At 72.0% G+C, this 13765-nt stretch carries 11 protein-coding genes; 5 read left to right on the top strand and 6 right to left on the bottom strand.

Annotated elements, in window-relative coordinates:
* Positions 1-128 precede the first annotated feature (128 nt).
* A complete protein-coding gene (locus ACQPZA_RS30045) occupies positions 129-737 on the top strand; it encodes a hypothetical protein (protein WP_433275475.1) in 609 nt (202 codons plus the stop codon).
* A 70-nt stretch (positions 738-807) separates the two neighbouring features.
* On the opposite strand, the gene ACQPZA_RS30040 is transcribed toward ACQPZA_RS30045, so the two are convergent.
* Entirely contained in the window at positions 808-2787 is a 1980-nt protein-coding gene (locus tag ACQPZA_RS30040; RefSeq protein WP_169394382.1) for an alpha-1,4-glucan--maltose-1-phosphate maltosyltransferase, read from the bottom strand.
* 225 nt (positions 2788-3012) lie between these two features.
* Here ACQPZA_RS30040 and glgP point away from each other — a divergent pair, with 225 nt between their 5' ends.
* Positions 3013-5571, top strand: a complete 2559-nt coding sequence (gene glgP, locus ACQPZA_RS30035; RefSeq protein WP_169394383.1) for an alpha-glucan family phosphorylase — start codon at positions 3013-3015, stop codon at positions 5569-5571.
* Between the two features lie 23 nt (positions 5572-5594).
* On the opposite strand, the gene ACQPZA_RS30030 is transcribed toward glgP, so the two are convergent.
* Positions 5595-6311 (bottom strand): TetR/AcrR family transcriptional regulator, encoded by a 717-nt coding sequence (locus ACQPZA_RS30030; RefSeq protein ID WP_433275474.1) that lies wholly within the window; start codon positions 6309-6311, stop codon positions 5595-5597.
* Positions 6312-6402: 91 nt separating this feature from the next.
* Here ACQPZA_RS30030 and ACQPZA_RS30025 point away from each other — a divergent pair, with 91 nt between their 5' ends.
* Together ACQPZA_RS30025 and ACQPZA_RS30020 are read left to right on the top strand one after the other, a co-directional pair.
* Positions 6403-7266 carry an NAD(P)H-binding protein gene (locus tag ACQPZA_RS30025; protein ID WP_433275473.1) on the top strand — a complete coding sequence of 288 codons (864 nt, stop codon included), beginning with the start codon at positions 6403-6405 and terminating at the stop codon, positions 7264-7266.
* A gap of 122 nt (positions 7267-7388) precedes the next feature.
* A complete protein-coding gene (locus ACQPZA_RS30020; protein WP_433275472.1) occupies positions 7389-8750 on the top strand; it encodes an FAD-binding oxidoreductase in 1362 nt (453 codons plus the stop codon).
* Positions 8751-8762: 12 nt separating this feature from the next.
* Here ACQPZA_RS30020 and ACQPZA_RS30015 read toward each other — a convergent pair whose 3' ends face one another.
* From ACQPZA_RS30015 to ACQPZA_RS30005, 3 genes are all read right to left on the bottom strand, one after another.
* Complete coding sequence (locus ACQPZA_RS30015; RefSeq protein WP_433275471.1) at positions 8763-9770, bottom strand: DUF6454 family protein; 1008 nt, start codon at positions 9768-9770, stop codon at positions 8763-8765.
* 158 nt (positions 9771-9928) lie between these two features.
* Positions 9929-10147 carry an FmdB family zinc ribbon protein gene (locus ACQPZA_RS30010; protein WP_169394388.1) on the bottom strand — a complete coding sequence of 73 codons (219 nt, stop codon included), beginning with the start codon at positions 10145-10147 and terminating at the stop codon, positions 9929-9931.
* 31 nt (positions 10148-10178) lie between these two features.
* Positions 10179-10811, bottom strand: coding sequence for a TetR/AcrR family transcriptional regulator (locus ACQPZA_RS30005; RefSeq protein WP_433275470.1), 633 nt, complete (start codon positions 10809-10811; stop codon positions 10179-10181).
* Between the two features lie 70 nt (positions 10812-10881).
* Here ACQPZA_RS30005 and ACQPZA_RS30000 point away from each other — a divergent pair, with 70 nt between their 5' ends.
* Positions 10882-11733 carry an alpha/beta fold hydrolase gene (locus tag ACQPZA_RS30000; RefSeq protein WP_433275469.1) on the top strand — a complete coding sequence of 284 codons (852 nt, stop codon included), beginning with the start codon at positions 10882-10884 and terminating at the stop codon, positions 11731-11733.
* Between the two features lie 16 nt (positions 11734-11749).
* Here ACQPZA_RS30000 and glgX read toward each other — a convergent pair whose 3' ends face one another.
* Positions 11750-13753, bottom strand: coding sequence for a glycogen debranching protein GlgX (gene glgX, locus ACQPZA_RS29995; protein WP_433275468.1), 2004 nt, complete (start codon positions 13751-13753; stop codon positions 11750-11752).
* Between the last annotated feature and the right edge of the window lie 12 nt (positions 13754-13765).

Genomic DNA, 13765 nt, shown 5'->3' with positions numbered 1-13765 from the left:
TGCGCGGCAGATCGTGAAGATCTGGTGACGGACAGTCGTCGATCGGGTACCGATCCGGCTCTGGTCGAGCGGCGTGCCGGGGAGGACTCTGGGCGGCCCCTCGCAGCCCGGAGGAGGAAGGAGACGACATGTTCATCCAGGTTTTCCAGGGGCCCGTTTCCGACCGCCAGGAAGCGCGCCGGGGGCTCGACGACTGGGTCGAGCGCCTCGCGCCCGGTGCGGAGGGCTGGCTCGGCAGCACGGCGGGCGTCACCGACGACGGGACGTTCATCGGCATCGCCCGGTTCGCCTCCTCGGCAGCGGCGCAGCGCAACAGCGGCCGCGCACTGCAGGGTGAGTGGTGGTCCGGGATGTCGAAGCTCTTCACCGGCGAGGTGAGCTTCCACGACTGCAGCGAGGTGCACGCCGGCCGCGGCGGTGGATCCGACCGCGCCGGGTTCGTGCAGGTGATCCAGGGCCGGACCACCGACCTGGTGCGGATGCGCGAGACGATGACCGTGTTCGAGGAACGGTTCCCGCACCTGCGGCCCGACCTCATCGGCTACCTCGTGGCCGTCCACGACGGGGAGGACGGGGCGTTCACGCAGGCCGCGTACTTCACCTCGGAGGACGAGGCGCGCGCGGCGGAGGCGCAGCAACCCGCTGAGGCGGCGGAGGTGCCGGCCGAGGAGATGGACCTGATGCGCGACCTGCGCTACCTCGACCTGCACGAGCCCTGGCTGCACTCGCCGCGCTGACGGGAGTGCCACCGCGCCGCCCCGGTCCTCGCAGTGATCACGCGCTCCGCGAGGACCGGGACGGGCATGCTCAGGCGGTGGGCCGTTCCACGCGGAAGATGTGGGCCACGTGGGTCCAGGGCTCCAGCCGGACGTAGTTGAACTGGCCCCACTGGTAGACCTCGCCGCTGACCTCGTCGTGCACCGTGATCGTGTCGCTCCAGTCCACGCCGAGTGCCGGCATGTCGAGGGCGGTGTTGCCCGACTGGGCCACGCGCGGGTCGAGGGTGCACACCACGAGGACGGTGTCGCCCGTGGCCGGTTCGGTCTTCGAGTAGGCGATGATCGCGTCGTTGTCGACGTGGTGGAAGTGGATGTCGCGCAGCTGCTGCAGCGCGGGATGAGCGCGGCGGATCTCGTTGAGCCGGGTGATGTAGGGCTCCAGCGAGTTGCCGCTCGCCGCTGCGCCCTCGAAGTCGCGCGGGCGCAGCTCGTACTTCTCGGAGTTGAGGTACTCCTCGCTGCCCGGCTTGGCCGGCTCCCCCTCGTAGAGCTCGAAGCCGGAGTAGACCCCCCAGGTCGGAGCCATCGTGGCGGCGAGCGTGGCGCGGATGGCGAACATTCCGGGGCCGCCGGTCTGCAGCGACTCGTGGAGGATGTCCGGGGTGTTGACGAACAGGTTGGGCCTCGCCTCGTCGGCCCGCTCCGCGTGCATCAACGCGAACTCGGTGAGCTCGGCCTTCGTGGTGCGCCATGTGAAGTAGCTGTAGGACTGGGTGAACCCCAGCCGGGCCAGCCCGAACAGGCGCGCGGGGCGTGTGAAGGCCTCGGCCAGGAACAGCACGTCCGGGTAGCGGGCCTTCACCTGCCAGATCAGCCAGTGCCAGAAGTTCGGCGGCTTGGTGTGGGGGTTGTCCACCCGGAAGATCCGCACGCCGTGCTCGACCCAGTGCAGCACCACGCGGAGCGACTCGGCGTAGATCCCGGCCGGGTCGTTGTCGAAGTTGATCGGGTAGATGTCCTGGTACTTCTTCGGCGGGTTCTCCGCGTAGGCGATGGTGCCGTCGGGACGGACGGTGAACCACTCCGGGTGCTCGGCCACCCACGGGTGGTCGGGGGCGCACTGCAGCGCGAAGTCCAGCGCGACCTCCATCCCGAGGTCGTGGGTGCGCGCCACGAAGGCGTCGAAGTCCTCGATCGTGCCCAGCTCGGGGTCGATCGCGTCGTGGCCGCCCTCGGCGGAGCCGATGGCCCACGGCGAGCCGACGTCGCCGGGGCCCGCGTTGACCGAGTTGTTGCGGCCCTTGCGGTGCACGGTGCCGATCGGGTGGATCGGCGGGAGGTAGACGACGTCGAAGCCCATCGCCGCGACGCGGTCGAGCTCCTTGCCCGCGGTGACGAACGTCCCGTGGACGGCCCGGCCGGTCTCGTCCCGGCCGCCCGTGGACCGGGGGAAGAACTCGTACCAGGACCCGTAGAGCGCCCGCTCGCGGTCGACGTAGATCTGCTGCGCGTGGCCGCGGGTGATCAGCTCCCGGACGGGGCGCTCGGTCATGATCGTCTGGACGGCCGGGAACAGTGCGGGCGCCACCCGGGCGTGCAGCGGCATCGCGGTGTCGCGCAAGGCGTTGGCGGCGCCGAAGAGCAGGTCGCGGTGGCCCCGCTCGCCGGGGCGGCGGCCGACCCGCTGCAGCAGCCGGGCGCCGACCTCGAGGTCGTTGGCCAGCTCCTCCGCGCCCTGCCCGGCTTCGACCTTGACCGTGACGGCGTGGCGCCACGTGGACCACGGGTCGCTCCACGCGTCGACGCGGAACGTCCACAGGCCCGGCTCGTCGGCGACCACGATCGCCGTGAAGCGGTCGGTGCCTGCGCCCGTCGGCGTCATCCGGACGTGGTGGGCCGGACCGCGGCTGCCCACCTTCTTCCAGACCACGTTGGCGGCGACGGCGTCGTGGCCCTCGCGCCACACCGTCGCACTGATCGGAACCACCTCGCCGACGACGGCCTTGCTGGGATGGCGGCCGCCACTTACCGAGGGGCTGACGTCATCGATACCCAGCCGACCGGTCATCGGCTCACCCCCAGCTGCATGCCCGTCGCGGAAGTCACAAACCTATCTACCCGCTCTGCGCCTGATCAGAACGGGTCGTTGCCGTTCACGTGATCGTGACCTGATGTCCTCCGTACGGACGCAAGCCGTCGTCCCCCGGTCGTGGAGAAGGCCCTCGGGCGCGGCTGCGCGGGGGCGGCCCCACGCTTGACCGATCCCGGGATCCATTCATCTATGGTTCCCGCCGTGAGAGCTCTCCGGCGGTTCACCGTTCGTGCCCAGCTGCCCACGCCGCTGGCACCGCTGCAGACACTGGCGACCAACCTCCGGTGGAGCTGGCACGCGCCCACCCAGGACCTGTTCGCCGCCCTCGACCCCGAGGCGTGGGAGCGGGCAGGCCATGACCCCGTCCGGCTGCTGGGCGAGATCTCCTCGGCCCGGTTCGGCGAGCTGGCCAAGGACGCCGACACGGTCGTCACCGTCCGGGAGCTCGCCGACGACCTGGCGAGCTACCTCGACGAGCCGCGCTGGTACCAGATGGAGCGCGAGGACGACCCGAGCCTGCCCGCGGCCGTCGGCTACTTCTCCATGGAGTTCGGCGTCAGCGAGGTGCTGCCCAACTACTCCGGCGGCCTCGGCGTACTGGCGGGCGACCACCTCAAGGCCGCCTCCGACCTGGGTGTGCCGCTGATCGGGGTGGGGCTGCTCTACCGCTCGGGGTACTTCCGGCAGTCGCTGTCGCTGGACGGGTGGCAGCTCGAGCACTACCCGGTGCTCGACCCGCAGGGGCTCCCGCTGCAGCTGCTCACGGACCCCGCGGGCGAGCCCGTGCTCGTCGACGTGGCCATGCCGGCGGGGCGCACGCTGCGCGCGCGGGTGTGGCAGGCGGCGGTCGGTCGCGTACCGCTGCTGCTGCTCGACTCCGACATCGAGGAGAACGACCCCGACTACCGCGGCGTCACCGACCGGCTCTACGGCGGGGACCAGGACCACCGCATCCGGCAGGAGATCCTCGTCGGCATCGGCGGGGTGCGCGCGGTGCGGGCGTTCTGCGCCGCCACCGGGCACCCCGCGCCCGAGGTGTTCCACACCAACGAGGGGCACGCCGGCTACCTCGGACTCGAGCGCATCCGCGAGCTGCTGAACCGCTCGGCCGACGGTGCCGAGCCGCTCAGCTTCGACGAGGCCGTGGCCGCGGTGCGCGCAGGCACCGTGTTCACCACCCACACCCCGGTGCCGGCCGGTATCGACCGCTTCCCCGTCGACATGGTGCGCCACTACTTCTCCGACACCGTGCTCCCCGGCGTGCCGATGGACCGGATCCTGGCGCTGGGCGCCGAGGAGAACCCCAACATGTTCAACATGGCGCACATGGGGCTGCGGCTCGCCCAGCGCGCCAACGGCGTCTCGCGCCTGCACGGGGCGGTGTCGCGCGGCATGTTCGGCGGGCTCTGGGAGGGCTTCGACGCCGACGAGGTGCCGATCGGTTCGGTCACCAACGGCGTCCACGGCCACACCTGGGAGGCCAGGGAGGTCACGGCGCTGCTCGGTGACCCCGGTCCGGGAGCCACCCAGCCGTCACAGGAGCCGGCGTCCGACGAGACGCTCTGGGAGCTGCGCCGCGCGTTGCGCGCCCGGCTGGTCACGGAGGTCCGCCGCCGGGTGCGCGAGGCGTGGCTGCAGCGCGGCGCGTCGACCCCCGAGCTGGGCTGGACCGACCAGGTGTTCGACCCGGAGGTGCTGACCGTCGGGTTCGCCCGCCGCGTCCCCACCTACAAGCGCCTCACGCTCATGCTGCGCGACAAGGGCAGGCTGCGTGACCTGCTGCTGGATCCGCACCGGCCCGTCCAGCTCGTCGTCGCCGGCAAGAGCCACCCCGCCGACGACGGGGGCAAGGCGCTCATCCAGGAGATCGTCCGCTTCGCCGACGACCCCGCTGTGCGCCACCGCATCGTCTTCCTGCCGGACTACGACATGTCGATGGCCCGCTACCTCTACTGGGGCTGCGACGTGTGGCTGAACAACCCGCTGCGCCCGCTGGAGGCCTGTGGCACGTCCGGGATGAAGTCGGCGCTGAACGGCGGGCTCAACCTGTCGATCCGCGACGGCTGGTGGGACGAGCTCTACGACGGTGCCAACGGCTGGGCCATCCCCACCGCCGACGGGATCGACGACCCGGTCAAGCGCGACGACCTCGAGGCCAACGCCCTCTACGAGCTGCTGGCCACCCAGGTGGCGCCGGCGTTCTACGAGCGCACCGACGGCGTGCCGCTGCGCTGGACCGAGCTGGTGCGCCACACGTTCACCACGCTGCGCCCGCAGGTGCAGGCCACGCGCATGGTGCGCGAGTACGTCGAGGACTGGTACGCGCCCGCCGCCCGCGCGGCCGCCCGGATCGTCGCCGACGACTTCGGCCCGGCGCGTGAGCTGGCCGGCTACCGCGCCCGGCTGAACGCGGCGTGGACCCGCGTGGAGGTCACCGGGGTGGACGCCTCCGGCCTGCCGGACACCCCCGAGGTCGGCGCGCCCATGACCGTGCGCGCTGCCGTGCAGCTCGCGGGCCTGCGCCCGGAGGACGTCACCGTGGAGGCCGTGGTGGGACGCGTCGGCCACACCGACGACCTGGCTGACGCGGTGACGGTGGCCATGGAGCACGTGGGCGAGGCCGACGGGGCCGGGGACAGGTTCGAGGCCGTGGTGAAGCTCCCGCATGCCGGGCTCACCGGGTACACGGTGCGCGTCCTGCCCGCCCACCCCCTGCTCGCCACGGCGGCGGAGCTGGGCAAGGTCGTGCTGGCCCACTGAGCCCGCAACCGGTGGATCCGGGCTCAGCTGCCGGAGGTGAGGCGGTCCAGCCACTCCCTCAGTAGCTGCGTCTCCGCGGCGCTCAGGGTCGTCTGTTCGGGCAGTGCGGCGCGCAGGGCGCGGGCGGCGCCGGCCGCGCCCGCGTCCGTGACGGCCGGCTCCTGGGTGGTCACGGCGGCAACCATGGATTCGCGAAGGATGGTCAACAGGGCCCGGTTGCGCCGGTCTTCGGGCAGGGACAGCCAGGTGAGGACCGCGCCGCGTCCGGTGGCGTGGACGAGCGTGACCGCAAGTTCCTCGTCGACGCGGAGCCAGCCGCCGGCGGCGAGGTGTCGGATGCGGCCCCTCAGGATCTCCATTCCGGCCTTGAAGGCGGTCGATGTGGCGCCGGCGGGCTCGCTGTACATCAGCGTGTAGAGGGCGGGATTGGTAAGGCCGAACTCGACCGCCAGGTCCCAGGCGGCCCTCAGGTCCTCGATGGGGTCCTGCGGGTGGGGGTCGACGTGCTTGGTCGCGAGGAACGCGGCGAAGCCGTGCTCGGCGAGGGCTTCGAGCAGCCCGTCCTTGTCGCCGAACAGGCGGTAGATGGCCGGCGCCTGCATGCCGGCCGCGGCCGCGACCGCACGGGTGGTGACCGCGTCGCGCCCATCGCGCGCCAGCAGTTCGGCGGCGGCCTCGATGACGCGCTGCCGGGCCTGCTCGCGGCCCAAGGCTGTGGTGTCGGAGTCGACGGGGGGCATGGTATCGACGATACCCCAGGCTTGCTGCCACCGTTAGTATCGGTGTTACGCTAGTTCCGATTCCACTGGAACTAGCTGGCTGGAGCGCGCAATGATCATCGTGACCGGAGCCACCGGACTGCTCGGCCGCCAGATCGTCGAACAGCTGTTGACCCGCGTGCCGGCGGACCAGATCGGCCTCAGCGTCCGCGACCCGAAGAAGGCGCAAGCGTTCGCCGGCCAAGGCGTACGGGTGCGCCAGGGCAGCTTCACCGACGCCGGCAGCCTGGCTCACGCGTTCGAAGGGGCCACTCAGGTGCTCATCGTCTCCGTCGACAAGATGGGCGAGGAGGCTGTGCGACAGCACCGTGCCGCGATCGACGGGGCCGTCACGGCGGGCGCCCGCCGCATCCTCTACACCAGCCACATGGGCGCCAGCGCCTCGTCGCACTTCCAGGCCTGCCGCGACCACGCCGCCACCGAGGAAGCGCTGCGCGCCTGCGGCGTGCCGTTCACCTCGCTGCGTAACGGCTTCTACGCCGCCAGCGCGGTGCAGTTCCTGGGCCACGCCTTGCAATCCGGCGAGGTCGTCCTCCCCGCGGACGGGCCGGTCAGCTGGACCGCGCACGCCGACCTCGCCGCGGCAGCCGCCGCCATCCTGGCGGATGAAGGCCGCTTCGAGGGCCCCACGCCGTCACTCACCGCGGCACAGGCGCTCACCTTCGACGGCATCGCCCGCATCGCCGGCGACGTCACGGGCCGCACGATCACCAGGACCACCGCGTCCGACGACCAGTTCCGCGAACAGCTGGTGAGCCACGGCGTCCCCGCCGAGTCGGCAGACCAGCTGCTCGGCATCTTCGCCGCCAGCCGCGCCGCCGAGTTCGCCGCCGTCGACCCGACGCTGGCCACCTTGCTCGGCCGCGAACCCACCACCGTGGGCACGGTGCTGCGCGAACAGCTGCGCAGCGACTGACCGGGTGGCTCGGCGCCGCATGCCGTAGGCGGGCAAATCGTGGAATGGCGACATTCTCGCGAAACTCCCGGTGAAATGAATCGACCCATGAACCGGTGGAGGCGCGGGGTAGCGTCGGTTCAATGCCGGATGATTTCACTGCACGGGCATTATCGGCGGCCGAGAAACTGGGTCCCCTGCTCAAGGGTCACGTTCTCCTGCCCGCCGACAGCGGGTACGACCACGCCCGCGAGATCTGGAACGGTGGCGTCGAGCATCGGCCCGCGTTGTTCGTGATGTGCGAGAGCACCGAGGACGTGCAGGCGGCGGTGCGCGCGGCCCGCGCCTGCGGCCTGCCTCTCTCGGTGCGCGTCGGCGGCCACGACTGGGCCGGCAGGGCCCTGCGGCACGAGGGCCTCGTGATCGACCTGACCAGGATGAATGTCGTCGAGATCGACGCAGGCACCCGGGTCGCCGTCGTGGCGGGTGGCGCGACGTCCGCCGACCTCGCCGGCGCTGCCGCCGACCACGGGCTCGCCGCGGTGGTCGGCACGGTCAGCATGGTCGGCGTCGCCGGGTTCACCCTGGCCGGCGGCTACAGCCCGCTGAGCCCCCGCTACGGCCTCGCCCTCGACAACCTGGTCGGGGTCGAGGTCGTGCTCGCCGACGGCGCCGTGGTCACCGCCGACGAGTCCCAGAACACCGACCTGTTCTGGGCGCTGCGCGGTGGCGGGGGCAACGTCGGAGTGGTCACCTCGATGCGGATCCGGCTCCATCCGGTCCGCACCGTGCTCTCCGGGCCCATCGTGTTCCCGTGGTCGCAGGCGGAAGCGGTGCTGCGCGGCCACGCCGTGCTGGCGGCATCGGCACCCGACGAGCTCGGTGTGGTGGGCGCCATCTCCTCGGCCCCGGGGGGCACCCCGGCGCTGCTGCTCGCGCCGGTCTGGTCCGGCGACCCGGCGGAGGGCGAGCGCGTGCTGGCCCGGTTCGCGGCGCTGGGTGACCCGGTGGTCCACCAGGTGCGGCCGATGCCGTTCCTGGACACCTTCGCCCCGGCCGACGCGCGGGTGGTGAACGGCCGCCACATCGACTTCCGCACGCGGTCGCTGGCCGATCTGCGGCCCGAGGCCGTCGCCGCCATCGTCGCGGCGGTCGACGCGCGGTCGTCGGAGCTGTCCGTGATCTCCTGGCAGTACCTGCGCGGCGCCGCGGCGCGGGTGCCGGTGGCCGCCACCGCGTTCGCGCAGCGCAGCGACCACTTCATGATGCAGATCATCGCCACCTGGGAACCGTCGCAGGACCCGGCGCCCCACGAGGCCTGGGCCGACGGGCTGAGCCGGGCACTGGCCCCGTACTCCCTGCCCGGCGGCTATCCCAACGTGCTCGGGCCGGAGGCCGCCGACCAGATCGCGGAGGCCTACGGCGCCAACCTGCCCCGCCTGCAGCGGCTGAAGCGGGAGCTCGACCCGGACGGGGTCTTCTCCGCGACGCCGCTCCCGGCCTGAACCGGGCGGTGGTCAGCTCCGCTTCGGGACCTTTGCCTGCCAGGTGTAGATCTGGGTGCCTGCGCTCTCCTCGCCGTTGTCCGGGGCCGCCCACATCGTGATGCCGTCCCCGTCGGCGCTGAGCTTCAGCGGGTTGCGGGTCATGACATGACCGGCCGCGGACCACTGCTGGAACGGGAACTCGTTGACGACGGCATGCGTCCGCAGGTCGAGCAGCGCGATTCCGCCGAGCTCGTAGGTGGCTTTCGCGCCGCCCCCGGTCGGCGTCTGGGGGAGGTTCGTGATGCCTCCGCAGGCCATCTTTCCCTTGGGGACGTACTGGCAGTCCTGGAAGTCCACCAGGTTCTCCGGGTTCTTCCAGGTGGTGACGGGCTTGCCGCTCGGCGTCCACTCGTAGAACGTGCGCGAGCCCCAGTTGTTGCCCACGAGGTGACCGGTCGAGGCGTCGTAGACGATGCCACCGATGTGGTCGTCGACCGTGAACGCCCGGGTGACCTCGAGGGTCCGGATGTCCACGCGGTCGATCTCGGCCGTGCTGCCCGGCCGGTACTGCGCCACGGGCACCCACAGGTCGTTGCCGTGCAGGTCGATGCCGCCCGGGTGGTAGACGTCGCCGTGGCCGAGGACGACGTCCTTGAGGAGCTTCCCGGTGCGGTCGATGACGAACAGGTGACCGACGCCCTTGCCGGGCGTGCGGTCGAACCCGTCGACGGGCGCGGGGTAGGTCTGGGTGGGTTCGATGATCTGTGTCGAGCTGAGGTAGAACCGGTCGGCCGTGACGACGAGACCTTCCGGGTGGTAGGTCGGGAAGTTCAGCTTCACCGTCGACAGCTGCGTCCACGCCGTCGACCGGTCCACGGCCGCGAGGTCCGACGCCAGGTCGCCGCCGGAGTCACCGGCAGAGCTCGCCGGGCCCGGGCCCGGCGCCGCAGCGGCGCCGCCCGCGCCGGGGAGAAGTGCCAGGACCGCGAGTACCGCGGCAGCGGCCCCCCGTCCGAACAGACGCGAACGCCGACCCATGAACGCCTACCTCTCCCGCTGCCATCGCTGTGCCGCGACCGCCAGGGCCGCGGCTGGAGAAGTTAGTGATCGATACCGGCTTTGCGCCCGATGCGAGATGAACGGGGCCGGACAACCACCAGAACTCACGCGCGGGACGTTCGACGGGGCCGGCGCGCTCAGCCGCCGCAGCAGCCGCCGCCGCAGCACCCGCCGCCTGCGCGGGCGGGCGCGGCCTGCGAGCCGGCGCTCAGGCCGCCGACGGCGACGGTGGTGAGCAGCTTGACCGTGTCGTCGTGGCCCGCGGGGCAGCGGGCGGGGTCGCTCGCCGCGCTCATCGGACGGCTGACCTCGAAGGTCGAGCCACAGTCGCGGCAGCGGAAGTCGTAGCGGGGCACGCGGGCAGCGTAACCACTGCGACGGGCGCGGTCAGCCGCTCGACGCCGCCTCGTCGGCGGGCGCGCTCACGTCCGGGCGAGCGGCGAGCCCGGCGAGCGCGGTGTCCACGGCGCGGGCGAGCCGCTGGGGGTCCGGATCGGACTTGACCAGTACCTGGAGGCCCTCGAGCAGCATCGTGAGCATGGCGGCCGAGGCCGGCAGGTCCAGCCCGGGCACCACCTCGCCCTCCTGTGACGCCTTGCGCAGGCCCTGCAGGAACCCGTCCTCGACGAGCGCGAGGATCTCCGCGAGGCGCGCGGCCACGGCCGCGTCACCGGGGAGCCGCTCGCCTGCCGTGTTGGCGATCAGGCAGCCGCGCGGAGCCGGTTGCTGCCGGGCCGCGAGGTCGAGGTAGCCCACGAGCACGGCCCGGATCCGCGGCAGGACGGGTCCCCCCGCCAGCAGGAAGGGGGCCAGCGTCCGGGTCTGCGAGTCGCGGTAGTGCTCGAGGGAACGCAGGAAGATCGCCTGCTTGTCGCCGAAGGCCCGGTAGAGGCTGCCCGGGTGCAGGCCGACGTGCGCGGTCAGGTCGGTGTAGGAGGTGGCCTCGTACCCCTGGGTCCAGAAGATCTCCATGGCGCGCTCGACGACGTCCGTCTCGTCGAAGCTGCGTCGGCGTGGCACCGGTGCAGCCTAGTTCATGTTGAGTGATCGTTCACGAACGTGCTAGAAATGTGAACCACTGTTCAACTACGTGGGGAGCGACATGCTCGACGGGTTCGAGGACGGCTACGCCCAGGTCAACGGGATCCGGCTGCACTACGTCGTCGGTGGCGAGGGCGCGCCGCTGGTGCTGCTGCCCGGGTGGCCCAGGACGTGGTGGCAGTTCCACAAGGTCATGCCGATCCTGGCGCGGCGGTACCGCGTGATCGCCGTCGACCTGCGGGGCATGGGCGGGTCGGACAAGCCCGAGGGCGGCTACGACAAGAAGACGATGGCCTCGGACGTCCACGAGCTCGTGCGCTCCCTCGGCCACGACCGGGTCGGCATCGCCGGTGAGGACATCGGCTCGATGGTGGCGTTCAGCTTCGCGGCGAACCATCCCGAGGCCACCACGAAGCTGGCGCTCTGGGAACCCGGACACCCGGACGAGTCGTTCCGCTCGTTCCCGCTGCTGCCCACCGCGGCCGGACCCAACCTGTGGTGGTTCGCCTTCAACCAGGTCGAGGGCCTTCCCGAGAAGCTGCTCGCCGGTCGGTTCCGCCTGGTCGTGGACTGGCTGATCGACTACATGGGCACCCCGCCGGACGCGATCGACGAGCGCAGCCGGGCCGTCTACGCCGAGGCCTACGACCAGCCGGGCGCCGTCCGGGCGGCCAACCGCTGGTACCAGGCGTTCCACGACGACATCGAGGACGCGAAGGAGTACCCGGTGCTCGGGATGCCGGTGCTGGGAATGGGCGGGATCTACTTCCCCTTCGTCAAGGCGCTCACCGAGGGACGGGCGTGGGACACCCGCTTCGTCGAGTTCCCGGGCGCGGGCCACTACCTGTCCGAGGAACGGCCGGAGGACCTCGCCCGCGAGCTGACGGCCTTCTTCGGCTGAGCGGGGCCTCCCGCGGTCAGGCGCGCAGGAGCAGCAGCGACCGGGGCGGCAGGGTGATGGTCGTGCTGCTGGGGAGCGGGCGCCGGCTCACCGGGACCCCGTCCGGCCGGGTGCTGTCCAGCACGGGCGTGTACGGGCCCCCCTTGGGCAGCGTCGCGGCCAGTGCCGGGTCGCCGGCGTGCAGGAACAGCAGCCACTCCCCACGCAGCAGGCCGAGGCTGTGCAGGTGGCCGTCGTGCCAGTCGTGCCCACCCATCCGGCGCCCCGACGGGTGCCACCAGAGCACCTCGCCGTCCCGGTAGAAGCGGTCCCGGTGCAGCGCGGGGGAGCTGCGCCGGATCTCCGCCACCCGTGCGGTGAACGCGGAGAGCGAGTCCGCCCCCGCCCCGCCCGTCCAGTCGACCCACGACGTCTCGTCGTCGAGGCAGTAGGCGTTGTTGTTGCCCCGCTGGGTGCGCCACAGCTCGTCGCCGCCGAGCAGCATCGGGGTGCCCGTCGACAGCAGCAGCGTGGCGAGCATCGCGCGGGCCGTGGCCAGCCGCTGGGAGACGAGCACCGGCGAGGACGTCTCGCCCTCGACGCCGAAGTTCTGGGACCGGTTGTCGTCGGTGCCGTCGCGGTTGTGCTCGCCGTTGGCCTCGTTGTGCTTGCGCTCGTAGGACACCAGGTCGCGCAGGGTGAACCCGTCGTGGGCGGTGACGAAGTTGACCGACGCCCACGGGCGGCGGCCGGACAGCCGGTACAGGTCCGAGCTGCCGGTCAGCCGGGACGCGACCTCGCCGATGCCGCCGTGGCCGCGCCAGAAGTCACGCACCGCGTCGCGGTATCGGCCGTTCCACTCCGACCAGGCCACACCGAAACCGCCGACGCGGTAGCCCTCGCCGGTGGCGTCCCACGGCTCGGCGATGAGCTTCACCCGGGACAGCACCGGGTCGACCGAGATCGCGGTCAGCAGGGCCGAGTGCGGGTCGAACGCCCCCGAGCGCGGCCTGCCGAGCACGCTCGCGAGGTCGATGCGGAAGCCGTCGACGCCGAAGACGGTGACCCAGTGCCGCATCGCGTCGCACACCAGCCGGATCACGGTGGGCGAGCCGGCGTCGAGCGTGTTGCCGGTGCCGGTGATGTCGGCGTCGTGGCCGTTGCCGCCCAGCGAGTAGTACGCGGGCGCGTCGAGACCGCGGTAGGACAGCGTGGTGCCCCCGACCCCGCCCTCCGCGGTGTGGTTCGGGACGAAGTCGAGGATCACCTCGATGCCCGCGGCGTGCAGCGCGGTCACCATCGCGGTGAACTCCTCGACCTCCGCACCCGGCGTGCTCGCGTACCCCGCGTGCGGGGCGAGGAAGCCGAGCGTGGCGTAGCCCCAGTAGTTGGTCCGGCCGCCCTGCAGCAGCGGTGGCTCCTCGGCGATCGAGGCCACCGGCAGCAGCTCGACGGCGGTGACACCGAGCCTGCTCAGGTGCTCGACCACGGCCGGGTGCGCGAGCCCGAGGTAGGTGCCGCGATGCTCGGGCGGCACCTCGGGATGCAGCTTCGTGTAGCCACGGACGTGCAGCTCGGTGATCACGGTCTCCGACCACGGCACGTCCGGACGGGGGCCGCTCGCGAGGACGTCGGGCGCGCTCACCACCGAGAGCGGCACGTGCCCGAGCGAGTCGACGGTGCTCATCAGGCCCGTCATCGGGTCGTCCACCCAGCCGCGGGCGGCGTACAGATCGGTGACGCGGCCGGTGATCCGCCGCGCGTAGGGGTCGACGAGGATCTTCGCCGGGTTGGCCCGCAGCCCGTCCCACGGCCGGTACGGACCGTGCACGCGGTACCCGTAACGCTGCCCGGGTGTCACCCCGGCGAGGTACCCGTGCCAGACGCCGAACGTGCGTTCCGTGAGCGCGACCCGCTTCTCGGTCAGCCCGTCGTCCGGACCGTCCACGAGACACACTTCTACGGCGTCCGCGCTGGTGGAGGCCACCGCGAAGCGGACCCCGCCGTCGTCGGCATGGGCACCCAGTGGGAAGACCGGCACGATCGGCGAGGA

Source organism: Pseudonocardia xinjiangensis (assembly GCF_050948425.1).
Taxonomy (GTDB): domain Bacteria; phylum Actinomycetota; class Actinomycetes; order Mycobacteriales; family Pseudonocardiaceae; genus Pseudonocardia; species Pseudonocardia xinjiangensis.
The sequence above is the reverse complement of the archived record's forward strand: the minus strand, read 5'-3'. Positions and strand labels throughout refer to the sequence as shown.

Bases quoted from the DNA above. Each gene is read 5' to 3' on its own strand.
- ACQPZA_RS30045 (WP_433275475.1), top strand. From the start codon at position 129: ATGTTCATCCAGGTTTTCCAGGGGCCCGTTTCCGACCGCCAGGAAGCG.
- ACQPZA_RS30040 (WP_169394382.1), bottom strand. From the start codon at position 2,787: ATGACCGGTCGGCTGGGTATCGATGACGTCAGCCCCTCGGTAAGTGGC.
- ACQPZA_RS30030 (WP_433275474.1), bottom strand. From the start codon at position 6,311: ATGCCCCCCGTCGACTCCGACACCACAGCCTTGGGCCGCGAGCAGGCC.
- ACQPZA_RS30025 (WP_433275473.1), top strand. From the start codon at position 6,403: ATGATCATCGTGACCGGAGCCACCGGACTGCTCGGCCGCCAGATCGTC.
- ACQPZA_RS30020 (WP_433275472.1), top strand. From the start codon at position 7,389: ATGCCGGATGATTTCACTGCACGGGCATTATCGGCGGCCGAGAAACTG.
- ACQPZA_RS30015 (WP_433275471.1), bottom strand. From the start codon at position 9,770: ATGGGTCGGCGTTCGCGTCTGTTCGGACGGGGGGCCGCTGCCGCGGTA.